This window comes from Pseudarthrobacter sp. J1763 (assembly GCF_050490295.1).
Lineage (GTDB): Bacteria > Actinomycetota > Actinomycetes > Actinomycetales > Micrococcaceae > JBNPEO01.
In genome coordinates this window covers 163,149-189,095 of record NZ_JBNPEN010000004.1, presented here as the reverse complement: position 1 = coordinate 189,095, position 25,947 = coordinate 163,149, and the positions used below count along the sequence as shown (strand labels likewise).

Here is a 25,947-nt window from a genome sequence, read left to right as displayed (position 1 = left end):
TTAGGGCTGACCACACTTTGGGCCAGCCCTACGTAGCTGTCGCTTTACTTGGGCCCCATCCGGATTGCCCCGTCCAAACGAATGGTTTCGCCGTTGAGCATGGCGTTTTCTACAATGTGTGCGGCAAGGTTGGCGTACTCCTCCGGCCGCCCCAATCGTGCCGGGTGGGGCACTTGCTGTCCCAAAGAGTCCTGAGCGTCTTGAGGCAACCCAGCCAGCATGGGGGTCTCAAAAATGCCCGGAGCAATGGTCACTACCCTCATCAGCGAGCGGGCCAATTCGCGGGCAATCGGCAAAGTCATGGCGGCAACTGCACCCTTAGAGGCCGAGTAGGCGGGCTGGCCAATTTGGCCGTCGAACGCGGCAACCGAGGCCGTGTTGATGATGACGCCGCGCTCCTCGCCACCAAGTTCGGTGCTCACCACAGGGGTAGCGGCCATTGCTTCAGCGGCTAGGCGAATAACGTTGAAGGTACCAATCAGGTTGATCTCAATGACTCGCCTGAATTGCTCAAGCGGCAACACACCCTCGCGCCCCAGCACCTTTCCTGGCGTTGCAACACCGGCACAGTTCACCACAATGCGCAGCGGACCCAAGCCAACCGCTGCATCCACAGCAGCTTGAACTTGTTCAGGATTCGTCACATCGGCGGCAATGAACACCGCGCGCTCGCCCAGGGCTTCGGCACTCTGCTGCCCCAAAGACGGCGACCCCTCACGCGGCGGTAGGTCAACAATCACTACTGTTGCTCCGGCGTCGTACAAACGCTTTGCCGTGGCGGCACCCAGCCCGGATGCCCCGCCAGTCACCAGAGCCACTGCTCCCTTGATGTCCATACATCCTCCTCGATGTGGTCCCCAAAAAAAGCAATCCGTTAATGGTCATTAACTGGCCCCGAGTTTAGTCGCTGTAACCTCGGCACGCCATAGCATTAGGCTCGAACTATGGACTACGGCACGCAGACACCTCAAGTACTTGAGGCCACGGATCGCGCACAGACCGCCGCACGTTCGGTGGTGCACCAGTTCGGACAGAAGTTGTTCTTCCTGCCGGGGACACATATCGGCGCGATTCGCCGCCCCACCCGCCGGATTAAATCGCTCTTTTCGCCGTGGCATTACTGGTGGCAAGCGCATTACGTTGACGCCCTAGTAGATGCCGGGCAACGTGAATTGGCCACCGGAGTAAAGTTCGACGGCGCGTCCCGGCCAAGCGCCGGACGGCTCGCTTCGCGTCTAGTCACCACCATCCGGCTGCGGAATTTTTTGACCTTTGTGAACAGCTATTACGACGACATGGCGTGGCTGGCACTTTCGTCTTGGCGGTTGGAACAGCTCGCCGAGAAGACCCGCAATCCGGGCCGCCGGCGCAACGCACGGCTGCTCAAAACTCTAAGCCTTCAATTCGATTCGGCCTCTACTGACGATCTTGGCGGCGGAACGTTTTGGAGTAAAAAGCGCGACTTCAAAAACACACCAGCGACCGCGCCAGTTGCCCTGCACTTTGCCCGGACCGGGCGGCGCGAGCGGGCCCAAGCTCTGGTTGATTGGCTCGATGCGAAGCTCTTTGATGCCTCACAGGGAATGTACCTGGATGGGCTAAGAATCCGGGCCGGTGGGGAGATTTTCCTTGAGAATGCCATCTACACGTACAACCAAGGGCCCATTCTTGGAGCGCTTTTGGAGCTGGGCGGGCCGGTGAATCTGGAACGCGCAGAAGCTCTCATTCGCGCGATCGACGCGCGGCTGACCCTGGCTCCGGAAGGTAACTCGCCGGTTCCGATGCGAGCCGGCGCGCGGATTTTGCGCTGTGACGGAACGGGCGACGGCGGCCTCTTCACCGGGATTTTGGTGCGTTATTTAGCACTCGCAGCGAATGATTCTGCTGTGTCTACTGAGGCGCGATCCATTGCCGCCACCTTGGTCCGCGATACCGCCGAAGCCCTGTGGCAGGGCCGCCGCCCGGCGGGAGAAGGCGCCCCGGACATGATCTTTTCAACGCACCCGCTCAAAACCGCAGCGCAAACGTATCCTGCGGGAGCCGTCGTCGAACTTTCCACCCAACTTCAGGCGTGGATGATCTTCGAAGCCGCCGCCTCACTGGGAACCGTTTAGCCATCATTGGCTGCTAAACGGCGGCTCATGAGCAGCGAGTCCGCAGAGGCACACCGAGTAATTAGGTGACAAGAAAGTGACCTAATTAGTGTGATCTCGCTCACAATGACCTGTTTTCACTTGGTTACTTAGGCTTGGCTATCCTACAGTCTCAGTGGTGGCCATCCCCTTCTCCAGCCCTACCGGACCCTAGTCCAGTGAACTTTCAGAAAGCAGCTTCCCCGTGATCCTCACCCGTAAGAACGCGCTGACCGGCATTGCCTTGATGGCTACCGCAGCCTTGGGCCTCACCGCCTGCGGCGGCTCCCCCTCTTCAAATTCGTCCGCATCCAACGGTGCCGTTTCTGGCGAAATCACCGTGTACAACGCCCAGCACGAGTCGCTCACTCAAGCTTGGGTAGACGAATTCACCAAGGAAACCGACGTCAAAGTGACTCTGCGCAACGGTGACGATTCGGAGCTTTCCAACCAGATCATCCAAGAAGGTGCAGCCTCCCCGGCAGACGTTTTCCTCACCGAAAACTCACCGGCCATGACACAGGTTGAAAACGCTGGCCTTTTCGCCGACGTGGACAAAGCAACTCAGGATCAGGTGCCGTCGACGTACCGCCCGTCCACCAACAAGTGGACTGGAATCGCAGCCCGCTCCACCGTGTTGGTTTACAACAAAACCAAACTCACCGAGGACAAACTCCCCGCCTCGATGCTGGACTTGGCCAAGGACGAATACAAGGGCCAGTGGGCAGCTTCACCGTCCGGCGCTGACTTCCAGGCAATTGTTTCTGCCCTGTTGGAGCTCAAAGGTGAGCAGGCAACCAGCGACTGGCTCAAGGCCATGAAGGCCAATTCCAAGGCATACAAGGGCAACTCCACCGCCATGAAGGCAGTGAACGCTGGCGAGGTAGACATGGCGTTGATCTACCACTACTACTACTTCGGTGATCAGGCGAAGACCGGTGAGAACTCCAAGAACATCGGCCTGCACTACTTCAAGAACCAGGATCCGGGAGCATTCGTATCCGTCTCCGGTGGCGGTGTCCTCAAGAGCGCCAAGAACGCTGCTGCAGCTCAGGCTTTCCTGAAGTTCATCACCGGCAAAAAGGGCCAGGAAGTTCTACAGAACGGTACGTCCTTCGAGTACCCGGTGGGATCCGATGTTCCTGCCAACTCCAAGCTGACTCCTATCAAGGACCTTCAGGCGCCCACAGTTGACCCAGCCAAGCTGAACTCCCCCAAGGTCTCGGAGCTGATGACTCAGGCAGGACTCCTCTAAACCTTGAGTAATTCCTCGCCCACCACCGTGGGCACACTCCAGTCAGGAGGTTCGGGCAAGCGCCCGGGCCTCCTTTCCGGCGTCTTGCGCAAGATCGCCGACTTCTTCTCCGGACTCTTTTCCGGGCTAGGCGCGCTACGAGTTATTGCCCTGATCATTGCGCTGTTCTCCTTGATGCCACTGGGCTACGTGGTGTTTATGACAGCCTCCATAGGCTGGTCCTCCGCAGCCGCTCTGATCTTCCGCCCTCGCGTTGGCGAGCTCCTACTGAACACCGTATTGCTGATCGTTTTCACGGTCCCGCTCTGCGTGATTCTTGGTGTGGCCGGGGCGTGGTTGGTTGAACGGACCAGCCTGCGAGGTCACCGCATTTGGGCGGTCCTGCTGGCAGCGCCGCTGGCCATCCCAGCCTTTGTCAACAGCTACGCGTGGGTATCGGCAATCCCCTCGCTGGCAGGCGTCAGCTCAGGTGTGCTGATTTCAGTCCTGTCCTATTTCCCGCTCATCTACATCCCTGCGGCAGCCACACTCAGCCGTTTGGATCCTGGGATTGAGCAGTCCGCTGCTTCCTTGGGTTTGGGACCTTGGCGGGTTTTCTTCAGGGTAGTTTTGCCACAATTGCGCATTGCTATCACCGGTGGCGCGCTGTTGGTGGGGCTGCACTTGCTCGCCGAATATGGCGCCTTTGCCATGATTCGCTTTGACACCTTCACCACCGCAATCATGGAGCAATTCCGGTCCACTTTTAACGGTGCAGCCGGGAACATGCTGGCCAGTGTGCTGGTGTTCTTCTGCCTGATCTTGCTCCTCATTGAGGTACGCGGCCGCGGAAATGCACGCTATGCCCGTGTGGGTTCAGGCGTGCAGGGCAAGCCATCCCGGCTGGTTTTGGGCGGTTACCAACTCCCCTCCCAAGTGTTCTTGGTGGCCCTTAGTGCGTTGGCCTTCGGCCTGCCATTGTGGTTTGTGTTGCGCTGGCTGATCGCCGGCGGAACCGCGGTGTGGAACATGGCCGAATTTGGCCCTGCCCTCTTGCAAACCCTCAGCTACGGACTAGCCGGCGCAGTTTTGACCACGTTGTTCGCCTTCCCACTCGCCTACCTGGCGGTTCGGCACCCGGGCTGGTTCAGTAAAACACTCGAGCTCTCCAACTACGTCACCAGTTCCATGCCCGGGATTGTGGTGGGCTTGGCGTTTGTGACGGTCAGTATTCGATTGGTGCCGGGCATCTACCAGACCTCCCTAGTTCTAGTGTTGGCCTACGTGCTGTTGTACCTTCCGCGTGCGCTAGTCAACATTCGTGCAGGGCTTTCCCAAGCACCGAAGGAACTCGATGAGGCGGCCCGGTCCTTGGGGAAGAACCCTCTGATGGCCTTTATTCGGATCACCTTGCGGCTCAGCGCACCTGCCGCCGCCGGTGGTGCAGCGCTGGTGTTTTTGGCCATTGTGAATGAACTGACAGCAACCCTGTTACTCTCCCCCAACGGGACGAACACGCTTGCCACCGAGTTCTGGTCCAAGAGCAACGAGATCGACTACGCAGGGGCGGCGCCTTACGCTCTGTTGATGATCGTCCTCTCGGCGCCGATGACTTATCTTCTATTCCAACAGTCCAAGAAAGCAGCCGGACAGTGACCGAACAATCCCCTTCACGACTCCCCGAACCGCGGATTGCAGCGTCCGTCGCGGCCAGCACCAACACCCACTTGGGCATTGTGGACGTCACCAAAAGCTTTGGAAGTCACCCGGTCCTGAAGGGCGTTAATCTCTCCGTTGCGCGTGGAGGCACCACCGCCATTGTGGGTCCTTCCGGGTCAGGGAAAACCACGCTTTTGCGGCTCATCGCAGGTTTTGAGCGGCCGCATACCGGCAGGATCTCGCTCAACGGAAAAACCGTAGCGGGCGACGGAGTCTGGTTGCCAGCGCACAAACGTCAAGTGGGGTACGTGGCCCAGGATGGCGCCCTGTTTCCTCATCTGACCGTTGGTCAAAACATCGCGTTCGGTATTTCTCTGCCCGGTGGCCGCTCTGGCGCTAAGGCCCGCGTTGAAGAGCTACTGAACATGGTTGCCCTCGACGCGAGCTACATCAAGCGCCGGCCTCACCAGCTCTCGGGAGGTCAGCAGCAACGCGTGGCACTGGCTAGGGCCCTGGCTCGCGAACCTGAACTGATGCTCTTGGATGAGCCCTTTTCTGCACTCGATGCGGGTTTGCGAGTTGCTACTCGTCGTGCCGTAGCCAAAGTGCTCAATAAGGCCGGAGTGACCACCATCCTGGTCACTCACGACCAAGCCGAGGCGCTGTCCTTCGCCGATCAGGTTGCCGTAATGCGCGGAGGGAAACTGGCCCAAATCGGTAACCCCTTTGTGGTCTACACACGCCCCGCAGATCGCGCCACCGCCGAGTTCTTGGGCGATGCCGTGATTCTAGATGCGTGGATGGAAGGGTCCCTAGCCACGTGCTCGCTCGGTGCAATTCCCGTGCGCAGGCCCCCCGCCCAGGGCCGCGTTCAGTTGATGCTGCGCCCGGAGCAGATCCGGATCGCCGAGGACGGGCCTATCCGTGGGCGCGTAGTTGATACCGATTACTTTGGCCCAGAATCAACGGTACGGATTCAGTTGCCACAAACCCCGCCGGTCTCAGCTTCGGCCGCCGGGCGAAGTGATGCTACAGCCAATGCTCACCGATACCCCGGCGGAGGCGAGATCATTGCCATCCGGCACTGGAACGCTGCCATCGCTCAGCCCGGTACCGAGTTGTGCTTACGAGTGGTTGGCGAGGCAGTAGCCTTCCCCCACGACGCATAGTCCCTTCCGCCCGCTTCCCCGCTCCTACTTTATTTCGCCGAGGTCGGTGCTTAGCCGCGTGCTCCCCGGAAATTACCTAGGCCAGCGACGCGATGCACCGACCTCAGCGGGGGTGGGCTCATCGGGAGTGGGTAGCTGAGTCCGGGAGCGTTCGGGGTAAGAGCGAGTCCACCAGCATCACCACACCGGTCACAACCAGAGCCAAGGAACCCGAAGCCACCACGTCGGTGAACCAGTGGTAGCCCAAGTACACCCGGCTCAACCCCACCAAAGCGGTGCCCAAAACTGCGGCAATCGCGGCGAGTAACGCCGTCGTACGTTTTTCTAAGCGCGAGACCAGAAGGTAGGCGAGCACACCAAAAAACACCCCAGAACCGAGAGTGTGGCCCGAGGGAAATGACAATGCGTCGTCCGGTCCCAGCAGGAATTCTTTAGCCGAAGGACGCGGGCGGCCCACCTGATGTTTGATAAAACTGGATAGTGCAACAGTGCCCGCCATAGCCACCATCAGGATGAGTGGACGCCGCAATTCGTGCCGCCAAAAAAACCAGACGACGGCGGTCAGACTACCGATCGCTGCCATCGCCATGGGCGAAGTGACAGTGGTAACTGCTGACATCAAGGCCGTAAACAACGAGTTTCGCGAGGCGACAGCTGCCGAATGTAACGGCCCGTCCCACGTGGCCGGACCGGAATTCGACGCTACGCTCGCGAGCATCCACCAAAAGATCACATTGCCCAGAACAATCAAAACGGAAGCCGTGAAAAACGCCGCATGAGCGGACCAAATTGGTCCCGCGGTGGGTCTCAACCACATACGGATGCGCTGGAAGGCGGAGGCCGATGAGCCCATCAAAGCAGATTCATCCCGGGGCGGAGTAAGCGATGGCATCCCAGTAGTTTGCCACCAATTTCTAAACGCTAGCGGTGAAGATGCTGCGTGTTGGCTGAAAGGACGCTGATCACCCCACTATCCCTCACCCCACCGCCCTCACTTTCGCCGAGGTCGGTGCTTAGCGTCAAACTCCCCGGAAATTACCTAGGCGAATGGCGCGATGCACCTACCTCGGCGGGGTATGAGGAGCGAATTTTTGTGGGTGAGGAGCTTCGCCGCGAGCCAACATCTCCACAAACCTCGTGATGTTCCGCTGGCGAGCAACCACTGTTTTGACGCTTGTGGTCCGGTAAATAATGGCGTAGCGATTAGCCGAATTCAGCTGATTGTAAGTGGCTTGGGCCAAGGGATTCGCTGCAATCGCGGCAGACAAGTCCTCGGGCAACACGGCATTCGCGGCACCAGAATAGGCGGCTTCCCAACGGCCGTCGGCCTTCGCAGATTCGACGGCGGCCCGGCCAGCTAACGACATTTTGCCAGCATCTTCAAGGCGAGCCACGTGCCCAACATTGCGCTGAGACCACTTGCTACGGGCAGTGCGTGGGGTCATTCTTCGTAGTGAGGTGTGAGAGTCTCGCGAACGAGCTTGGCCATCAATCCATCCATAACACAGCGCTTCATCCAGCGCAGCCGCATAATCCAATGCCGTGGTGGCACCACCCTTTTTATGCAACACCAACCACACGCCTGGACTCGTAGGGTGGTTAGCCTCGAGCCATGCGCGCCATGCATCGGCGTCGGGGACCAGTAGTTCCTCTAATTCCACGGCCACGGCAATCCCTTCAAATGATCCTCGATGCAGGCAGCCCAGTGACGGAAATCCAGCTCCCGTAATTCAGCCACCAGCTAATCATGCCCCGCGCGCCCGGTCTTGATGCGGTAGAACTTAACCATGAGTGTACGAACCCCTGATCCTTTTCCAGGCTGGCTCTCCGAGGAAGACCTGTACGAGGCCAGAAACCGCCTCCCCATGGTCTACGTCGAGGCAGTTCCCGTGCGCCTTGATCCGCTGGGACTTGTGATCGAAGTTGGGACACTCCTGCAAGGAAACGAAGAAGGCGGCATGGTCCGCACCCTCGTGTCCGGGCGGGTGCTCTACCGGGAGACCATCCGCGCAGCCCTCTTGCGGCACATGGAAAAAGATCTCGGCCCCATGGCTTTCCCACAATTGCCCCTGAGCCCCGTGCCGTTCACCGTGGCCGAATACTTCCCCTCGCCCTCACACACCGGGTTCACTGACGATCGCCAACACGCCGTAGCGCTCGCCTATGTGGTGCCGGTAACGGGCGAATGCAACCCCCGTCAAGATGCACTCGAGTTGACGTGGATGTCGCCCCAAGAGGTGCTGCGTCAAGAAGTTCAAGACGAATTCGAAGGCGGCCGCGGACTCCTGATTCGCCAGGCGCTGGCCTTCGCGGGCATCGCCGAGTAGCCCACCTCCCGGCTTTTCCAAGGCCACCTTTGTAGACTATTGGGCGGACCGCAAGAGACTTTAAGGACCCCAATGAACCGCAGCCAAAGCACCGTGCAATACCGTGAAGAACAGGCTGGGACTCTCCAAAGCGGGGATCGGCTCCTGTTGCCGGACGGCCAGCGAAGCGCCGAAATTAGCCTCGTTGAGGCCGAGTCGGACGACTTCGGCAATCCCGCTTTGATCGTCATTACCCTCGTGGACGGCTACGTTTTACGACTCGCCGCGAACGCCTCAGCACATGTAGCACACGCCGACATCGTGCAGCCGCCAGCCGGGTCCCGTTGGAGCGACATCCTGCTCCCCCGGGCAAAGGCCAGCACCGAGCCCACAGCAACCACCGGGCTAACTGAAGTACCCCCAACGTCCGACGCCGAACCTGCGGTGAGTGCCGTCGTCGTACCTTCTGAGGGTGGAGACTCCGCCGAGGTCCCGGCCGCAGGTTTGGCCGCCGCAGTACCAGCCGCGACTCCCGCAGTGCTACCACCGGCGCCGGAGAATCCGCCCGCTATTGCACTCCCGGACGAGGCCGAACTCGCGCTAATTCCTGAGCCAGAGGGCACCCCGGAAAGTGTGGTTGAACGCGTCGCGGCCGAATATCCTGGCCGTCCTGGCGTTCAGGCGCTTGCGTCCAGGCTTGCCAAGGGCATCAATTTGAAGTCCGGCAGCTGCCTCACGGATCTGCGCGATCTGGCACACGAGCTGTACATCGAGCACAGCGATTCAGCGTCCGCGCTGGCCATTGCTGACTTGCTAAACGTGCTGCCTTTTGATGGTAATCCGGGGCGCTGGTCGGCCGTGGAGGCGAGCCTTTCACTCTCCAGTTTCCTGTGCTCCAAGGACGGTCAGGACGAACGTTCCGAACTGTACCGCCGGCTCTTGCGCGCTCCCGAAGCCCAAGAGAGCGACCCTTTTAAGGCCCGGATTGCGGCGAAGGTTCGTCAGCGGGCGCTCAATGAACCCAATCTGTATGACAAAGAAATCTTCCGCTCAATCGATAACGGCAACCACGAAGCCGAGCGTGAGTGGCGTGTTTTGCGGCTCGAAAGCTTGCTGTATTTGCGGGCTCACGGCGGCTCCGAGAGCATCAGTGCGGGCGAATTGAACCGGCGGATTGACAACGAACTTGAGGCTATTCGGGCGTAGATTTTAATCATGAGCAATCCGCTGAGTGTTGTGATCAATGCTGATGCGCAACAAGTCTGGACCTCGCTGCGCGAACCGGGCGAAATTGCCCGTTGGCATGGTTGGGAAGTTGAGGGACTGGCGGAGGAAATCCAAGAGATTTACTTCAAGGACTCGGTCCTCGAAGCTCCGGATCACCTTTCGCTCTCGCTTGGTGGTGGAGACGTTTTCACGCTCGAACCCGTAGCGGCAGGGACCCGTGTGAGTATTGTCCGCGCCGCTCCGGACCCGGATTCGCCGTGGGCCGCTTGGGAAGCGGACATCACTGAAGGTTGGGTGATGTTTTTGCACCAACTCAAATTCGCACTTGAACGGCACCCACACGCAGCGCGGCGGAGCACCTTTCTCCAGGCAACACTGGATAGAAACGGCCGCCCGGCACTTGAAATTCTGGGCCTTGACCAGATACCTGAAGAGGGCCAGAATTACAGCCTCCACCTCCCCACCGGGGAGGAAATCACAGGCCGGGTTTGGTACAAAACCCCAGACCAAGTGGGACTCACGGTGCGCGAATATGCTGACCACGGTGACGGCTTGTTGATCGCCTCCGCCCAGGCACCTATGCCCGATTCCCGCCCGAATGGCGGTTTGATGGTCAACATCTCCAGCTATGGTCTGGGCGCGCACCAACTTGAAGCATTGCGGCAGCGTTGGGAGAGTTGGCGTGCCAGCGCGTTCCATGAAAGTGAGCCGAATAGCTGAGCCGGTTCTGGCACACTTGATAGGTGCCTGTTTCCGCTGCTTCCCAGTCCGAATTCTCTTTCTCTGTTGGCAAACGCCTCGCGGAGACCTCCCCTTACACGCCTGCCGATGTTGCCGCCAATGGCGGCGAATTTTTGGGCCGTACGGGCACCATCACTACCCCACACGGTGAGATTCAGACGCCAGCTTTTATCGCAGTCGGAACCAAAGCCACTGTCAAGGCCGTTCTGCCCGAAGCCATGAAGGAATTGGGTGCACAGGCATTGTTGTCGAACGCCTATCACCTGTATTTACAGCCCGGAGCGGACCTGCTGGATGAGGCTGGCGGCTTGGGTAAGTTTATGAACTGGGAGGGGCCAACCTTCACTGATTCGGGCGGATTCCAGGTGATGAGTCTGGGATCTGGGTTCAAAAAGGTCATCAATATGGACCTTGTGGATCAGTCTGGTCCGGACGATGCTGTGGCTGCGGGCAAGGAACGTTTGGCGCATGTTGACGACGACGGCGTGTGGTTCAAAAGCCACCTCAATGGCGACAAGCACCGCTTTACCCCCGAAATTTCCATGCAAGTTCAGCATCAAATCGGCGCGGACATTATGTTCGCATTCGATGAGCTCACCACCTTGCAAAATTCCCGCGCCTACCAAGAAATGTCTCTTGAGCGGACCCGTTTGTGGGCTGAACGCTGCATCACTGAGCACTTCCGGCTCACTGACGAGCGCGTGGGCAAGCCGTATCAAGCCTTGTTTGGGGTCATTCAGGGCGCCCAATATGAGGACCTGCGCCGTAAGGCCTGCCGGGACTTGGGCGCCATGAACTTTGACGGTTTTGGGCTGGGAGGGGCACTCGAGAAGGAAAATTTGGGCACAATTGTCCGCTGGTGTTCCGAGGAACTTCCCGAGAACAAGCCGCGGCACTTGCTCGGCATTTCCGAGCCGGATGACATTTTTACGGCGATCGAAAACGGGGCCGATACTTTTGACTGCGTTTCCCCCACTAGGGTGGCCCGCACCTCGGCTTTTTACACCCCGGACGGGCGTTTTAACCTCAGTGGTGCACGCTACCGGCGGGACTTCGGCCCGCTCGTGGACGGCTGCGATTGCTATGCATGCACCAATTACTCCCGTGCGTACATCCACCACTTGTTCCGCGCGAAGGAAATGGTGGCTGCAACGTTGGTGTCGATTCACAACGAGCGCTTTGTGGTGAAGATGGTCGACGACGCCCGGCTCGCCATTGAGTCCGGCGACTTCTTCGAGTTCAAAGCCGAGACCCTAGGCAAGTACTACGCCTAACTTCCGCCGAGGTCGGTGCTGCGCGCCGTTGGCCTAGGAAATTTCCGGGGAGTTCGCGGCCATGCACCGACTTCGCGGGACGGGAACTTTGTGGCCGAAGTTTTCCACATACGCGCCGTGAGCCAAGCGCCGTCGAACTTTTAGCGCCACGCTGAAACCATGACGTTGAACACTCTGAGCCAGTACGACGGCGCCGGCGAACCGATTCGGTCGCCGCACCCTCCGCGCCCATCACTACCGCCCGGCGTCCTTTGGAGCGCCGCCCAACTTCACGACTTTGGCATCGCTACGCGGCAACTGAATCGTTTGCTCTCCAACGGTCAAGTCAAGCGAATCCGCCATGGCTGTTACGTTTCCTGTGGCCACTGGGAGTCTTTGAATCGTGACGGTCAGAAGCTGTTGGAGATCCGAGCCCACCAGCTCCGGACGCTTCGCAGTACCAACGAGGGGTTCGTTTATAGCCATGTCTCGGCCGCGCGCCTTTTCGGGCTGAGCTTGTGGAACGTCGATTCGCTGATCCACGTCACGAATACTTCCAAGCCCAACAGCCGCCAGTCCGGCCCCGGCGTTCGAATCCATACTCGGCCACTACCGCCGGAGGATGTTGTTTGGCTTGACGGATTACGGGTCACGTCGCTGGAAAGAACACTCGTGGATTGCTGTATGACAGTGTCCTATAAGTCCGGCCTGATTCTGATGGACGATGCGCTCCGCAAAGGTGCATCCATAGGGAAATTGGAAAAAGCATCCACAGCCTTGGCCGGGCATCGAGGCATTCGCACGCTGAGGGCGGTGCTTGAAAATGCCGATCCGCGCTCGGAATCAGCCGGGGAAACGTTGGCCAGGGAAGTCATCAATGCCCTGCAGTTACCGGCTCCGGAACTGCAAGTCGAGGTCCAAACGCGGGCTGGTCTGTATCGGCTGGACATGGCGTGGCGAGACCGAAAGATCGCGCTCGAATTTGATGGTCGAGCCAAATACTTCGATTACCAGCCCAGTGACGAGGCGATTTTCCAAGAACGTCAACGCGAGAAAGCTCTGATGGAGGAAGGCTGGATCTTTGTCCGTCTCACGTGGGCCGACCTCTTCAAAGAGGCTGAGGTGAAGTCGCGAATCCTTGAAGCCTTTCGCCGAAGTCGGGGCATCGCGTCGAATCCCTAGGAAATTCCCTAGGCAAACGGCGCGGTGCACCGACCTCGCGGACAGGAACGGCGAAAGAATTAGAGCCCGTAGCTCGGTTCGCGCTTTTTGACCCAGCGGATCACGATGCTCGTGAGCGGGACAAAGAGGAACTCAACGAGGGTCTTGTACACAAAGCCCACCACCACGTAGCTCACAAAGGTCCCAGCATCGGAAATGCCAATCACGGGGGCCGCGATGGAGCAGAAAATAAGGGTGTCCACGAATTCGCCAGCTCCGGACGAACTCATAAGGCGTGCCCAGAGTGACTTTTCGCCACTGCGGGCCTTCATCTTCACAAGGATCCAGGAGTTGATGGTCTGCCCAGCCAAGAATCCCAACAACGAAGCGAGCACAATCTGCGGTACCGGGCCCAACGCAGTTTCCATGGCAGCTTGTTTGGCCACGCCGTAGTCGTCGGTAAAGCCGGGCAGGATAATCATGATCCAGTAGCTCAGCGACGCAAAAGCGGAGAGCACAAAGGTGGTGATGATGGATTTGCGGGCAACCTTAAACCCGTAGACCTCTGAAATCACGTCACCCAAAATGTACGCCAACGGAAACAGGAAGAATCCGCCGTCGGTGGTGATGGGGCCAAACTGAACACCCTTGGATCCACCAATGTTGGACAGGATCACAATAACGGCCATAAAGGCTAGGGCGATGCCGAAATACGGGCTACCAATCGAGGCAAACTTGGCCCCGGGCACGGCTGGTTTCACAGTGGTTTCACTCATGGAAGAACTCGCTTTGACTAGTGGTTCGCGCAGACCATCCCGGTCCCGCTGTATTAGCACTGGGCCCACACAGATTGAGCCGTGGACTATTCTCCCACGCCCTGCCTGCTCACTGAGCGTTAAAAAGGCGCGTTTTCAAGACCCAAGGAGCGACGGCGAATGGCGGCAAAGAGCGAGACAACCCAGCAGCGTTCGGTCTCGGCTGGCTTTACTGCTATTTAGCGTTCAGCCTCGGATGTGGCGTCATCGTCGCCATAGCAAGCAGAACCCTTGAGGCATTGGCGGTAGTGGCAGGTACGTTTGCCATGTACGCGATCCTGCCGGCGATCTTTATTGGCGCGCCACTGGGCCTTGTTGCCGGCTTGTTAATGCGGCCCGTACGGAACCAATGGTGGCATGTGTTGGCCTTGGGGGCGGCGGGATTTGTCACCGGCTGCCTCACTATGGTCCTGATGGGCGGCGACTTAGGGACGGGCGCGTGGCCCTACGGGCTGGGCACGGCGGCGGCTTCAGCCCTCGGACGCTTTGCCGTGTGGCGCCGGGTTACAGTCCATCCAGACCCACAGTATCCAGCCGCTTCGGGTACGGCAGAAGAAAACCATAACGACGGCGGGACCGGCGCCTCAGGTAGCGGCCCAAGCACACCCGGTCAAGAATCCTGAATAAACGAAAGTAGGGCCCGGATCGTCGTGTTGACGGTCCGGGCCCTACGCCCACTGTGGAACTTAGTGGGAAGCTTGCTCCTGCTCGGAAGCGTTCTTGGTTGCCTTCTGGCCAGCTTCACGCAGAGCCTCGGCTACCTTAGCCAAAGACGGTACGTGGTGTGAGGACCATTCGTTACGGAAACGGTCAGCGTCCGGGCCCTTCCAGTCGGTGGAACCAAGGATCTTAGTCAACGTGGTCTTCTGCTCAGTGATCGCCGTCGAGCCAGCCTGCAGCTTCGTACCGAGAGTCTTGAGCTGAGCAATATCTGCACCCCAAATAGCCATAACATTCACTCCTTCATCATCTGCGGAACCGAACTTTTCCTGCCGGTATCCCCCATATACGGTTCCCGGCGATTTCCGGAAGAACCATTACCTAAAACCTACCCAGCCCCTCACACACTGTCGATGGGAACCACTACCCATACACAACAACCCATCACTTGGCAGTGCTGCCGGCAGTCACGCCAGCATCCTTGGGGACTTGGCTCTTCCATGCGTGGCCTCGCTCGCGGTCTAGGTGCGTTTGGCCCTTGTTTTTCAGGGCGAAGATGTAGACCAGTAGCGAGATACCAATAGCCACCGTGACGTAGGTGAAGAGGTAGTCAACATGCCCGGCCTTCTGCAGCGCTGCACCAATGAGTGGCACGGTTCCGCCAAACAGTGAGTTAGCGATCGCGTAGCCAAGCCCAACACCGAGCGCGCGGACGGAGGCGGGGAAAAGCTCAGCTTTAACCAGTGCATTGATGGAGGTGTATCCGCCAACAATCAGGAGCCCACCCATCATAAGGAAGAACGCGAGCACGGGATCCTTTGTCCCACCGAGCGCGCTCATAAGCGGCCATGTGCACAGCACACCGAGGATCCCGAACCACAAAAGCAGTGGCTTGCGGCCAACACGGTCTGAGATCATGCCGTAGACGGGCTGCAAGAACATAAAAATCAGCAGGGCCCAGAAGTTGATCCAGGAGGTCTGTTCCTTGGGGATGCCGGAGGTGTTGTTCATAAAGGTGAGAACAAAGTTGGTGTACGTGTAGAACGCAACTGTTCCACCGAGAGTCACGCCAATGCAGATCAAGAGCGCACGCCAGTGTTTGGTCAGCAGGAATTTCATGGATCCCGGACGAGCCTCGCCAGCGGTTGGGGCTTCGGCGGCTGCTTTCTGCTCGTCGGTGACAGTTTCTTCCATGGACCGGCGGAGCCACAAAACAACCAGGGCTGCTACACCGCCGATTGCGAAGGGAATGCGCCAACCCCACTCACCGAGAGCATCTTTACCCAGGGATTGCTGCAGTACAACCAACACCAGCAGGGCCAGCATTTGCCCACCAATGAGGGTCACGTATTGGAACGAGGAGAAAAAGCCGCGGCGTTTAACGGTGGCAGCCTCGGACATGTAGGTGGCACTCGTGCCGTATTCCCCGCCAACGGAGAAGCCCTGGACTAGGCGTGCCGCAATCAACAGCACTAGCGCCCACACTCCCAGCACTTCTTTGGTGGGCAGAATAGCGATGAAAAACGAGCCAGCGGACATCATTGTCACGCTCAAGGTCAGCGATGCGCGGCGGCCGTAGCGGTCTGCGTAGCGGCCAAAGAACCACGATCCGATGGGCCGCATCAGGAAGGTCACGGCAAAAACGGCCATCGATTCCAAGCTGGACTGCAGCGGGTCCTTGGAGCTGAAGAAGTGCGATGCAAAGTAGACCGAGAAGGCCGTGTAGATGTAGACGTCGTACCACTCGACCAAGTTTCCGGCCGAGCCTTTGAGGATATTCGCCACAGCGCGGCGGGTCTGCGCTGCTTCGAGGGTTTGGGTGCTCATTGAGTGAACCTTCCTGGGACGGAGTGACGGTGGCCACACCGTGGGTCACCATATCTGATACCTCGAGTCTCAGTCACTTTTTGGTCATATTGTTCACGCTCAGATTTGCCTGAGATATGACCACCACAAAGCACAGTGGCAGGATAGTTGTTATGACCTCCTCAGCCACCAACACCAACTCCCCCGCGATTGCCCTGACCATTGCTGGCTCCGAAGCCACGGGTGGCGCAGGCGCACAGGCGGACTTGAAAACATTCCAAGAACTCGGCGTTTTTGGGATTGTGAACCTCACCTGCATCGTCTCCTTTGACCCCAAGGACAACTGGAACCACCGTTTTGTCCCGGTGGATCAGCAAGTGATTGCAGACCAACTGGAAGCGACGACGGCGGCATACGGTCCTGCTTCCGGGGCACCAAAGGTGCTGGACACGGTGAAGATTGGTATGTTGGGCAGCCCGGCCACCATCGGCACGGTTGCCCAGGCACTCACAGACACCACCTTCAAGAACGTGGTGCTGGACCCGGTGCTGATCTGCAAGGGCCAGGAACCCGGCCACGCGCTGGACACTGACACAGCGCTCAAGGAGAGCATCCTGCCGCTGGCCACGTTTGTCACTCCGAACCACTTTGAGTCCGAGTCGCTCTCCGGCATGGAGATCAAGGACGTTGAAGACCTCAAGGAAGCAGCCCGCAAGATTCACGCCATCAGTGGCGCCGCGGTTTTGGCGAAGGGTGGCGTCAGGTTGGGCGGCAGCGACGCCGTCGACGTCTTTTTTGATGGCACCACGCTGGAAGTTCTGAGTGCCCCGAAGGTGGGGGAAGTTGCAGTGTCCGGCGCGGGTTGCTCGCTGGCTGCGGCCGTGACTGCGGAGCTCGCCAAGGGTGCTACCCCGCTGGAAGCTGCACGCACGGCTAAGGCGTTTGTCACCGAAGGCATCAAGAATCGCGTCACCTCCGGCGCACCGTTCACCGCACTGTGGCAGGGCGGCGCGGCCAAGTAATACCCGCCGAGGTCGGTGCATCCTTTCAACGAACGCGCCGAGGTCGGTGCTGCGCGTCGTTTCCCTAGGTAATTTCCTAGGGAAACGACGCCGTGCACCGACCTCGGCGGTTGGAACTCGGCGGTTGGAACCCGGCGGTTTTGGTTACGCAGACCGGCGGCTGAGCTCACCTGGCCACCAAATCTTGTCACCCAATTGGTAGCAGAGCGCCGGGACCAAGAGCGTGCGGACCAAGAAAGTATCCAGCAGCACACCGAAAGCCACGATGAAGGAAATCTGCGCGAGGAACATAATCGGCAGAACTCCTAGTGCGGCGAACGTTGCGGCCAGGACAATACCTGCCGAGGTGATCACACCACCTGTGGCGGTGAGGCCACGCAGCACACCAGTACGGGTTCCGTGCTTGATCGATTCTTCGCGGACTCGGGTCATCAGGAAGATGTTGTAGTCGATCCCCAAGGCCACAAGGAACACAAAGCCGAACAAAGGAACCGAGGCGTCTGCGCCGGGGAAGTTGAACACGTGGTTGAACACGAGTGCGGAGACACCCAGTGCTGCGGCGAAGGACACTACTACGGTGCCAATCAGCAGCAACGGCGCCACGATGGAGCGCAAGAGCAGCATCAGGATCAGCAGGATCACTACCAGCACCACGGGAATGATGAGGTTTCGGTCGTGAATGGTGGTCTCGTTGGTGTCGATGGCCACGGCTGTGGTTCCGCCGATCAGCACACTGTGGTTCCAGTCGCTGCCAGCGAAGACCTCACGCAATTCCTTCACAGCGTTCTCAGCCGCGTCAGATTCCGGGGCGTCCTTGAGCGTTGCCTGCAGCATGACCTGGCCATCCACCACCGTCGCAGCAGGAGCCGGGGTACCCGGGCGTCCAACTGCCTGAATTCCCTCAGCCGTGACCGGGGCTGTGCCGCCGGGCGCTTCCTTGGCCAGCACGCTGACCGACTCAACGCCGTCGTTCTTGGACAGGACAGCGGCCGCTTCGGCGAGCCTATCCGCCGGGGCGAGTATCACCGCCGGTGATCCGGATCCGCCCGGGAAGTGCGCGCTCAAGACGTTCTGGCCGTCCCGCGCGTCGGACTTACCGGTAACAAAATCGCTCGTGGGAACGCCGTCGGCCTTGAGTTGAAGCATTCCAGCACCCGCAGCGAGCAGGACAACCAAAGAAAGTGCCCACACCGTGCGCGGCTTCCCGGAAACCAGGCGAGCAACCTTGGGCCACACACCCTTTGTGGCACCTTCACGGTTGGGGTGTTCGGAGCCAAACTTGGGTTTGACCGGCCAAAATGCCACACGGCCAGCCCACAGCATCAATGCTGGGAGCAGCGTCAGGGAGGCGAGGAACGCGAACGCAATACCGATCGCGGCCACCGGGCCCAGTGCCTTGTTCGAGTTCAGATCGCTCAGCAACAGGCAGAGCAGGCCAGCGATCACGGTTCCGGCAGAGGCAGCAATCGGTTCAAAAGCACCCTTGAGCGTGGCCAACGTGGCATCCCATTTGCTTTCGCGGTCCCGCAATTCCTCGCGGTAACGCGAAACGTACAGGAGCGAGTAGTCGGTTGCCGCGCCGATCACCAAGATCATCAGAATGCCCTGCGTCTGTCCGCTGAGCACCAACACGTTGGCTTTCGCGAGCGCCACCACAGTGAAAATCGCTGCGGTCAGCGCCACCATGGACGTTCCCAGGACAATAAACGGCAGCAACGGCGAGCGGTAAACGATCACCAAAATCACCAGTACGACGGCGAGCGCCACCAAAAGTAGCAGACCGTCCAGTCCGCTGAACGCGCCGGAGATGTCTGCCGTGAGTCCCGCGGGACCCGTCACGTGAGCGTTAATGCCCGACGGCGCGTGGTCCTGAATTTCGGCTCGGATCGACTTCACGGTGGTGGCGATTTTGACGGTCTTGTCGAGGGGAACAAAAGCCTCGGCGGCCTTGCCGTCCTGGCTGTACACGAGCGGCGAGATCGAGTCTGGGACCACACCTTCAAGTCCTTGGATGGACTTGAGCTGATCGTTCAGGGCCGTTTTGTCCTCGGCGGTGAGTGCAGAATCCTTCGCGAACACCAGAGTGGCCGGGACAATGTTCTGATCCCGGAAGTTTGCCTGGGCCTTCAGCACCGCCGTGGCATCCGCGCTGGCCGGCAGCTGTTGGGCCTGATCATTCACGGCAACCTTATTAACCTCGCCAAAGGACTTTCCGCCCATACCGAATACAGCCAGCCACACCACAATCAGGACGGCGGGGATCAGGATTCGCAACCACTTTGGTGGACGGGATTTTTTGGTTCCCCGAGGTGCTTTTCCGCCTCCGTGTGCGTCTGATCGACGTGCTACATCCGCACCTTTTTGGTGCGGATCCTGTGCTGGCTCTACTGCCTGCCGAGACATAAATGCCCTTTCGCTCGTACGTATAGTTTGACGCTACGTGCGGTTTGGGGACAGAGCATCAACCAATTGGTTGATCGTGGGATCAACCGGCTTAGTTTGGTTACAGGCCTGCAATACAATCCAGTATTCGGAACATAGGCTATGCTATCCTCTCTAGCGCGGTGTGGAATCAGCTGATTTACTGCCACTATGACCGAAACAATGCAAAATCCCGCCCGTGAACCGCACGACAGCAGCATCGCTGCCCGGTTGAACTGGTTGCGCGCTGGCGTCCTAGGCGCCAACGACGGCATCGTCTCCGTTGCCGCCACCGTTGTGGGTGTTGCTGGTGTCACGAACGATCTCACTCCCATCCTGATTGCTGGAACCGCTGCCGTTGTGGGTGGCGCAGTGTCCATGGCCTTGGGCGAGTACGTTTCGGTCAGTAGCCAGAGCGACAGCCAGCGTGCGCTCATCGAATTGGAGCGCCGTGAACTCGCCGAGGACCCCGAAGGCGAACTTGCCGAACTGGCCGAGATTTACCAGGCCAAGGGCATGAGCGAAGCAACGGCGCGTCAGGTGGCTGTTGAGCTCACCGAGCACGACGCACTCAAAGCGCACTTATCAGCCGAGCTGAACATTGACGAAGAAGAAGTTGCGAGCCCTTGGCACGCAGCCCTCGCCTCAGCCGTTGCCTTCACCGTTGGCGCCATCCTGCCGCTCTTGACGGCGGTGCTTCTGCCGGCGTCGATCCGTATTCCGTTTACCTTCGTTGCCGTGATTCTGGCCCTAGCACTCACCGGTGCCATCAGTGCCCGGGTGGGTGGAAGCTCAAAGCGCAAAGCATCAATTCGTTTGGTTATTGGTGGCGCCCTTGCCATGGCCTTCACCTATGCTGTGGGGCTGCTTCTGGGCACCACAGGCATTGTTTAGGACCCATCTCATCCGCTTTGTTAGTCCAGCCCTTTGAGGAGCTTCTTGTGATCGAAATCGGTGGCTTACCCGCACACATTCTGCTGATCCATGCAGTGCTCATTTTTGCCCTTTTGGCGGGCGTAGGCGCCGTGGTATTCGCATTTTGGCGGCGTTCCCGGAAGTACCTTGCGTGGCCCTTGGGTGTGCTGTCGGTGATTCTGGTGCCGCTGGCTGTGATCACGGCTGAGGCTGGGGAACAGCTTGAGCACGCCTTGGGCGCCTCTGAGGCTGTTCGGATTCACGCTGCCCAAGGAAGTGCTTTCCGCGTGGTGGTGTTCATCTTCTTCCTAGTGGTGGTGGCACAGATCTTGGCAGCATTCCCAAGCGTTTTGCAGCGCTGGGATGCCTTGCGCGGCATACAACGGGTGCTCGAAATTCGCTGGGTGGGGCCCGTTACGTCCGTCCTTGGCGTTGCTGCCGGGGCTTTCCTGATCTACGACACGATTCTGACTGGACATTCTGGCGCTTCGGCAGTTTGGCTGGGCCGGTAGAGAGCGCGCCGTCCGTCAACAAGCTTGTGACAATTAAGTCACAAGCCTTCTTCCGTTTTGCAGTAGCTTGACTCATACTGTCATCAATGCCTCGTTCTCGTGGGCAGGATCACTCTTATCGAGGAGTCAGGAATGACAGCAAAATCCATCCTTCACGGCGCAGCGGTGACCGCACTCACCTGTGCCATGCTGTGGCCGATTTCGGGGGCAGCCACCGCCGCCCCGCCGTCGAACAATCTCGGCACCCACGCCGTGGACGTCGCAACCGTGGCGCCCAAGGCTCAAGCAGCTCTCACGGCCAACCGCGGCCTTTTGAAGGATCCCGGGCTCGCAGCAAAAGCTGTGGCCGCCTTGCAGGACAACAACGGTGACACCCACGTTCGAATGAACCGCACTTACCAAGGTCTACCGGTCCGGGGCGGCGACTTCGTTCTGCACTTGGATGCCAAAGGCCAAGCAACCGGGCAGGACCTGACCCAGCTGACCCCCATTTCCGTGTCAACCAAGCCGACTGTTGGCAGTGCAGCAGCCACCAACGCAGTAGCCACGAAGGGCCGCGTCGCAGCGGGCTCGCCAGTGCTCACGGTTGATGCAACAACTGCGCAGCCCCGCTTGGTATGGGATGTGACCACCACCGGTTACCAGGCCGACGGCCAGACGCCGAGTCGACTCCACAGCTACGTAGATGCGAACAGCGGAAAAGTTGTAGCGACCGCCGAAACGATCACCACTGTCAACGCTGTTGCACCAAATACCACCGCAGCCCCCACTAAGACGCCGACCAACCCCACACAAACTGCCTTTGGAACGGGCAGCTACACCGGCACCGGCAACAGCCTCTACGCAGGTTCCGTGGCACTCACCACCACGTCTGCAAGCGGCAAATTCCTCCTCGAGGACCCAAGCCGCGCCGGGAACTACACCGGCGACATGAACAACGGCAAGGACTCCACCCGCTGCCAGAACACCGGCAGCGGCTGTGTCACCTTGTCGCCGATGTCCGACGCCGACAACACTTGGGGCACGGGCACTAAGGCTGACCGCGCTTCTGCAGCAGTGGACGCTCAGTACGGAGTGGCTAAGACCTGGGACTACTACCAACAGACTCACCAGCGGGCAGGCGTTTGGAACACCGGTAAGGGCTCGTGGAACCGCGTCCACTATGGCGTGAACTACGTCAACGCTTTCTGGGACGGCAGCAAGATGACCTACGGCGACGGCGATGGCGTGAGCTATGGCGCACTGACTTCACTGGACGTGGCTGGTCACGAGATGAGCCACGGCGTCACCGGTTCCACAGCCAACCTCACCTACAGTGGCGAGAGCGGCGGCTTGAATGAAGCAACTTCTGACATCTTCGGCACCATGGTCGAGTTCCATGCGAACAACACCACCGACCAAGGCGACTACTACATTGGCGAGCAATTCGACCTGAAGAACCACCTCGGTTTACGTCGAATGGACAACCCGGCTTCTGACGGTTCTTCAGCGAACTGCTGGAGCTCGAGCGTTGGCCAGTTGGATGTTCACTACAGCTCAGGCGTGGGAAACCACTTCTACTATCTGCTGGCCGAAGGCTCTGGTGCAAAGACCATTGGTGCCAAGGCGCACAGCTCCCCCACCTGTGATGGTTCGGTAGTCACTGGCATTGGCCGCGACAAGGCCGAGCAGGTTTGGTACCGCGCATTGACCGTCTACATGACTTCTAGCACCAACTACTCTGGCGCACGCACCGCCACCATTAAGGCTGCAGGGGACCTCTACGGAACCACTTCCCCCGAGGCCGCAGCAGTCGCCTCGGCATGGAACGCCGTTTCCGTGAAGTAGCTATTCTGCATCCCCGTCCTGCCGAGGTCGGTGCATAGCGTCGTTTGCCCCGTAATTTTCCTGGGCGAACGGAGCTATGCACCGACCTCGCGGATTGGAGGAGCTAGGAACCTGAGTGAGCTTGCAGGAAGGAGTACACCTCGGTCTCGTCCACGCCGGGGAATGCACCCGGCGGCATGGCGGCCAACAAGTGCGAATGAGCTCGAGCCGAGGGCCACGCATGCCCGGACCACTCTTGCGCCAACTCCACGGGTGGGCGTTTGCAGCAGCTCGGATCCGGGCAAGTGGACTTTTCGCGGGCCGTGGTCTCGCGGCCGCGGAACCACTTCACATGCTGATACGGCACACCAATTGAGAGTGAAAACTCCCCCGAAGCAGATCGTTCAGTGCGTGCCGTGCACCAGAAAGTGCCCGACGGCGTATCGGTGTACTGACTGTAGGCACTGAACTTATCCGCCACATCAAAAACCGCCCGCGATGTCCAGGACTTGCACGAAGGTTGTCCCTCAATGGCGCCGGTGTGATCCATCGGGAACGTCACGCCGTCGTTCTCATAAGCCTTGTAAATAATCCCGCTCTTGTGCGTTTTCTGGAAGTGCGTGGTGAGCCCCAAGTGCTGTGTGGCGAGGTTAGTGAAACGGTGCGCAGCCGTCTCGTAGGAGACGGCGAAAGCATCACGAATGTCCTCCACAGCAATTTCCTTGGCCGCCTTGGCCCGCTGCAAGAACTCCACGGTGGCCTGTTCAGGAAGCAAAAGCGCTGCTGCAAAGTAATTCGTAGCCACGCGTTGCATCAAGAAGTCGCCGTAGTTAGTGGGCGTCTGGTGGCCCATAACGTAGTGCCCCAGAGCTTGCAGGAGCACCGATCGGGGGTCGTGATCAGTGCGCTGGCTCTGCGTGAGGTAAATTCTGCGATTCTTCAGGTCCGTCACAGAGCGGGTGGAATGGGGCAAATCATTCACGTGCTGCAGGGTAAATCCAAGTTTCCCAGCGATGTCTGCAATCACGTGCTGACTGAGCGGACCTGAGGTGTAGCCCACCAGCGCCAGTATCTTTTGCGCCTCGGCTTCATACTCTGGAAAGTAGTTGCCTCGCTCTCGCATCATGGCCCGCAATTCGCCGTTGGCCCGGCGGGCTTCCTCGGGCGTAGCAGTCTGCTCATTGAGTTTGCGTTCAAGCTCATGAAGCAGCCCCACTTGCGCCTCCAGGACGTCTACCGGAAGCCGCGAGCTGATGCGGATTTTGGGCAGATTTAGCGACTCATACAGCGGCCCTCGCTGATACCGTTCCAGCTCTATTTCCAGTGCCGCGCGCCGGCTCGGCGGCTCAGAACCCAACAGCTCATCGATGCTCACACCCAGCACCTTGGCCAGTTGTTGGAGCATGCTCAGCTTTGGTTCTCGCTTACCGTTTTCCATCAGGCTCAGCTGGCTCGGCGCGGTACCAACAGCGGCACCGAGATCGTCAAGAGTCAGCCCCGCGGTTTTACGCAGGTGCCGCAGACGGCGGCCAAGACTAATCGCGTCCAGTCCCCCTGATTGATCGGACGACGGCGGGACGTTGACTTGAGTATTCCAGCTCACACTAGGCATTTCTTGAGCATACGCGAAGAAATGCGTTTCTTTCCATCAAAAACCTCTATTCACCCCCTTGCAAGTAGTGAAAAGTTGATTTCACAGCAAGAAAAGCTCACCGACGAGCGATTCACCAAGGAGATTGAAATGACTGCATCATTTGAGCCAGCACAGCAGACACCCGAACAGGCTGCACAGGCAATGGAGCTCGAGTGGGCTGCCAACCCGCGCTGGGAAGGCGTCCACCGCGACTACTCCTCAGCCGATGTCATCAAGCTGCGAGGACGAGTCTCCGAGGAATACACCTTGGCCCGCCGCGGTTCGGAAAAGCTCTGGAAGCAACTCACTGCGGAGAAGACTAACGGCGGTTACACCAACGCTCTTGGTGCGCTGACCGGAAACCAGGCAGTACAGCAGGTCAAAGCCGGCCTGCGCGCCATTTACCTCTCCGGCTGGCAGGTTGCTGCTGACGCCAACACCTCAGGCAACACCTACCCGGACCAGTCGCTCTACCCCGTGAACTCGGTGCCCACAGTTGTTCGCCGGATCAACAACGCACTACTGCGCGCCGACCAGATCGAGTACTCCGAAGGTAAGCAGACCGTTGAAGATTGGCTCGTCCCGATTGTTGCCGATGCCGAAGCCGGCTTCGGTGGCCCGTTGAACGCTTTTGAGCTCATGAAATCCATGATTGCCGCCGGCGCCTCGGGCGTTCACTGGGAAGACCAACTCGCTTCGGAGAAGAAGTGTGGTCACCTCGGTGGCAAGGTGCTGATCCCTACCCAGCAGCACATCCGCACACTCAGCGCAGCCCGCCTGGCGGCGGATGTCTCTAATACGCCGTCGGTCATTATTGCCCGCACGGACGCTGAGGCAGCAACCCTCATCACCTCAGATGTGGACGAGCGCGATCAGGAATTCATCACCGGCGAGCGCACCCCTGAAGGTTTCTACAAGGTGCGCAACGGTATTGAACCCTGCATCGCTCGCGCCAAGGCTTACGCACCGTACTCTGACCTCATCTGGATGGAGACGGGAACCCCGGATCTGGAGCTTGCACGCAAGTTCGCTGAGTCGGTCAAGGCAGAGCACCCGGACCAGATGCTCGCCTACAACTGCTCGCCTTCATTCAACTGGCGCAAGCACCTGGATGACGAGACCATCGCAAAGTTCCAACGTGAACTCGGCGCCATGGGCTTCACCTTCCAGTTCATTACCTTGGCTGGATTCCACGCCTTGAATTACTCGATGTTTGACTTGGCTCACGGTTACGCCCGTGATGGCATGAGCGCATACGTTGAGCTCCAGGAGAAGGAATTCGCCTCTGAAGATCGCGGTTACACCGCCACGAAGCACCAGCGTGAAGTAGGCACAGGCTACTTCGATCTGGTCTCCACTGCCCTGAACCCGAACGGCAGCACACTCGCCTTGGTGGGATCCACCGAAGAAGGCCAGTTTCACTAACCCCGCTTCCCCAACTGACTCGCATTTGTGATTCTTCTCAGCCCTGAGAA

The 25,947-nt window shown here is 59.1% G+C and carries 24 protein-coding genes; 15 read left to right on the top strand and 9 right to left on the bottom strand.

Annotated features, from left to right (window positions below; translation table 11 throughout):
- Nucleotides 1-44: 44 nt before the first annotated feature.
- Nucleotides 45-836, bottom strand: coding sequence for an SDR family NAD(P)-dependent oxidoreductase (locus ACQQCD_RS05840; RefSeq protein WP_430267468.1), 792 nt, complete (start codon nucleotides 834-836; stop codon nucleotides 45-47).
- A 108-nt stretch (nucleotides 837-944) separates the two neighbouring features.
- On the opposite strand from ACQQCD_RS05840, the gene ACQQCD_RS05835 reads away from it, so the two are divergent.
- The 4 genes from ACQQCD_RS05835 to ACQQCD_RS05820 all read left to right on the top strand — a co-directional run bounded on the left by ACQQCD_RS05835 (nucleotide 945) and on the right by ACQQCD_RS05820 (nucleotide 6,194).
- Nucleotides 945-2,114, top strand: coding sequence for a glycoside hydrolase family 76 protein (locus tag ACQQCD_RS05835; RefSeq protein WP_430267467.1), 1,170 nt, complete (start codon nucleotides 945-947; stop codon nucleotides 2,112-2,114).
- A 265-nt stretch (nucleotides 2,115-2,379) separates the two neighbouring features.
- Nucleotides 2,380-3,387 carry an iron ABC transporter substrate-binding protein gene (locus tag ACQQCD_RS05830; protein WP_430267548.1) on the top strand — a complete coding sequence of 336 codons (1,008 nt, stop codon included), beginning with the start codon at nucleotides 2,380-2,382 and terminating at the stop codon, nucleotides 3,385-3,387.
- 174 nt (nucleotides 3,388-3,561) lie between these two features.
- Nucleotides 3,562-5,022, top strand: a complete 1,461-nt coding sequence (locus ACQQCD_RS05825; protein WP_430267547.1) for an ABC transporter permease — start codon at nucleotides 3,562-3,564, stop codon at nucleotides 5,020-5,022.
- Entirely contained in the window at nucleotides 5,019-6,194 is a 1,176-nt protein-coding gene (locus tag ACQQCD_RS05820; RefSeq protein ID WP_430267466.1) for an ABC transporter ATP-binding protein, read from the top strand. Before ACQQCD_RS05825 ends, ACQQCD_RS05820 begins: the two co-directional genes overlap by 4 nt.
- 118 nt (nucleotides 6,195-6,312) lie before the next feature.
- Here ACQQCD_RS05820 and ACQQCD_RS05815 read toward each other — a convergent pair whose 3' ends face one another.
- Together ACQQCD_RS05815 and ACQQCD_RS05810 are read right to left on the bottom strand one after the other, a co-directional pair.
- A complete protein-coding gene (locus tag ACQQCD_RS05815) occupies nucleotides 6,313-7,086 on the bottom strand; it encodes a phosphatase PAP2 family protein (RefSeq protein WP_430267465.1) in 774 nt (257 codons plus the stop codon).
- A gap of 169 nt (nucleotides 7,087-7,255) precedes the next feature.
- Nucleotides 7,256-7,861, bottom strand: a complete 606-nt coding sequence (locus tag ACQQCD_RS05810; RefSeq protein ID WP_430267464.1) for a YdeI/OmpD-associated family protein — start codon at nucleotides 7,859-7,861, stop codon at nucleotides 7,256-7,258.
- A gap of 120 nt (nucleotides 7,862-7,981) precedes the next feature.
- Here ACQQCD_RS05810 and ACQQCD_RS05805 point away from each other — a divergent pair, with 120 nt between their 5' ends.
- The 4 genes from ACQQCD_RS05805 (at nucleotide 7,982) to tgt (ending at nucleotide 11,742) form a co-directional block, all read left to right on the top strand.
- Entirely contained in the window at nucleotides 7,982-8,521 is a 540-nt protein-coding gene (locus ACQQCD_RS05805; protein WP_430267463.1) for an NUDIX hydrolase family protein, read from the top strand.
- 72 nt (nucleotides 8,522-8,593) lie between these two features.
- Nucleotides 8,594-9,706, top strand: coding sequence for a DUF6707 family protein (locus tag ACQQCD_RS05800; RefSeq protein WP_430267462.1), 1,113 nt, complete (start codon nucleotides 8,594-8,596; stop codon nucleotides 9,704-9,706).
- 9 nt (nucleotides 9,707-9,715) lie between these two features.
- Nucleotides 9,716-10,447 (top strand): SRPBCC family protein, encoded by a 732-nt coding sequence (locus ACQQCD_RS05795; RefSeq protein WP_430267461.1) that lies wholly within the window; start codon nucleotides 9,716-9,718, stop codon nucleotides 10,445-10,447.
- 23 nt (nucleotides 10,448-10,470) lie between these two features.
- Nucleotides 10,471-11,742, top strand: a complete 1,272-nt coding sequence (tgt, locus tag ACQQCD_RS05790) for a tRNA guanosine(34) transglycosylase Tgt (RefSeq protein ID WP_430267460.1) — start codon at nucleotides 10,471-10,473, stop codon at nucleotides 11,740-11,742.
- Between the two features lie 234 nt (nucleotides 11,743-11,976).
- Here the strand turns inward: tgt and ACQQCD_RS05785 are convergent, their stop codons facing one another.
- Nucleotides 11,977-12,321: a hypothetical protein gene (locus ACQQCD_RS05785; protein ID WP_430267459.1), complete on the bottom strand. Its 345-nt coding sequence runs from the start codon at nucleotides 12,319-12,321 to the stop codon at nucleotides 11,977-11,979.
- Nucleotides 12,322-12,405: 84 nt separating this feature from the next.
- Here ACQQCD_RS05785 and ACQQCD_RS05780 point away from each other — a divergent pair, with 84 nt between their 5' ends.
- Entirely contained in the window at nucleotides 12,406-12,903 is a 498-nt protein-coding gene (locus ACQQCD_RS05780) for an endonuclease domain-containing protein (RefSeq protein ID WP_430267458.1), read from the top strand.
- Nucleotides 12,904-12,962: 59 nt separating this feature from the next.
- On the opposite strand, the gene ACQQCD_RS05775 is transcribed toward ACQQCD_RS05780, so the two are convergent.
- Nucleotides 12,963-13,658: a queuosine precursor transporter gene (locus tag ACQQCD_RS05775; RefSeq protein WP_430267457.1), complete on the bottom strand. Its 696-nt coding sequence runs from the start codon at nucleotides 13,656-13,658 to the stop codon at nucleotides 12,963-12,965.
- Nucleotides 13,659-13,945: 287 nt separating this feature from the next.
- Here ACQQCD_RS05775 and ACQQCD_RS05770 point away from each other — a divergent pair, with 287 nt between their 5' ends.
- Nucleotides 13,946-14,320: a hypothetical protein gene (locus ACQQCD_RS05770; RefSeq protein WP_430267456.1), complete on the top strand. Its 375-nt coding sequence runs from the start codon at nucleotides 13,946-13,948 to the stop codon at nucleotides 14,318-14,320.
- Nucleotides 14,321-14,383: 63 nt separating this feature from the next.
- Here ACQQCD_RS05770 and ACQQCD_RS05765 read toward each other — a convergent pair whose 3' ends face one another.
- Nucleotides 14,384-14,647, bottom strand: coding sequence for a hypothetical protein (locus ACQQCD_RS05765; RefSeq protein WP_430267017.1), 264 nt, complete (start codon nucleotides 14,645-14,647; stop codon nucleotides 14,384-14,386).
- A 154-nt stretch (nucleotides 14,648-14,801) separates the two neighbouring features.
- Nucleotides 14,802-16,184: an MFS transporter gene (locus ACQQCD_RS05760; RefSeq protein WP_430267455.1), complete on the bottom strand. Its 1,383-nt coding sequence runs from the start codon at nucleotides 16,182-16,184 to the stop codon at nucleotides 14,802-14,804.
- A gap of 152 nt (nucleotides 16,185-16,336) precedes the next feature.
- On the opposite strand from ACQQCD_RS05760, the gene ACQQCD_RS05755 reads away from it, so the two are divergent.
- The gene (locus ACQQCD_RS05755) at nucleotides 16,337-17,185 is read left to right on the top strand and encodes a hydroxymethylpyrimidine/phosphomethylpyrimidine kinase (RefSeq protein WP_430267454.1); all 849 of its coding nucleotides are present in this window, start codon (nucleotides 16,337-16,339) and stop codon (nucleotides 17,183-17,185) included.
- Nucleotides 17,186-17,329: 144 nt separating this feature from the next.
- Here ACQQCD_RS05755 and ACQQCD_RS05750 read toward each other — a convergent pair whose 3' ends face one another.
- On the bottom strand, nucleotides 17,330-19,588 hold the full coding sequence (locus ACQQCD_RS05750; protein WP_430267453.1) for an MMPL family transporter: 2,259 nt from the start codon (nucleotides 19,586-19,588) through the stop codon (nucleotides 17,330-17,332).
- Nucleotides 19,589-19,777: 189 nt separating this feature from the next.
- On the opposite strand from ACQQCD_RS05750, the gene ACQQCD_RS05745 reads away from it, so the two are divergent.
- The 3 genes from ACQQCD_RS05745 to ACQQCD_RS05735 all read left to right on the top strand — a co-directional run bounded on the left by ACQQCD_RS05745 (nucleotide 19,778) and on the right by ACQQCD_RS05735 (nucleotide 22,860).
- Nucleotides 19,778-20,500, top strand: a complete 723-nt coding sequence (locus ACQQCD_RS05745; RefSeq protein ID WP_430267452.1) for a VIT1/CCC1 transporter family protein — start codon at nucleotides 19,778-19,780, stop codon at nucleotides 20,498-20,500.
- Nucleotides 20,501-20,547: 47 nt separating this feature from the next.
- Complete coding sequence (locus tag ACQQCD_RS05740; RefSeq protein ID WP_430267451.1) at nucleotides 20,548-21,033, top strand: hypothetical protein; 486 nt, start codon at nucleotides 20,548-20,550, stop codon at nucleotides 21,031-21,033.
- Nucleotides 21,034-21,165: 132 nt separating this feature from the next.
- Complete coding sequence (locus tag ACQQCD_RS05735; RefSeq protein WP_430267450.1) at nucleotides 21,166-22,860, top strand: M4 family metallopeptidase; 1,695 nt, start codon at nucleotides 21,166-21,168, stop codon at nucleotides 22,858-22,860.
- A gap of 103 nt (nucleotides 22,861-22,963) precedes the next feature.
- Here ACQQCD_RS05735 and ACQQCD_RS05730 read toward each other — a convergent pair whose 3' ends face one another.
- Entirely contained in the window at nucleotides 22,964-24,451 is a 1,488-nt protein-coding gene (locus tag ACQQCD_RS05730) for a helix-turn-helix domain-containing protein (RefSeq protein ID WP_430267449.1), read from the bottom strand.
- A gap of 129 nt (nucleotides 24,452-24,580) precedes the next feature.
- Here ACQQCD_RS05730 and aceA point away from each other — a divergent pair, with 129 nt between their 5' ends.
- Nucleotides 24,581-25,897, top strand: a complete 1,317-nt coding sequence (gene aceA / locus ACQQCD_RS05725; protein ID WP_430267448.1) for an isocitrate lyase — start codon at nucleotides 24,581-24,583, stop codon at nucleotides 25,895-25,897.
- Nucleotides 25,898-25,947 lie beyond the last annotated feature (50 nt).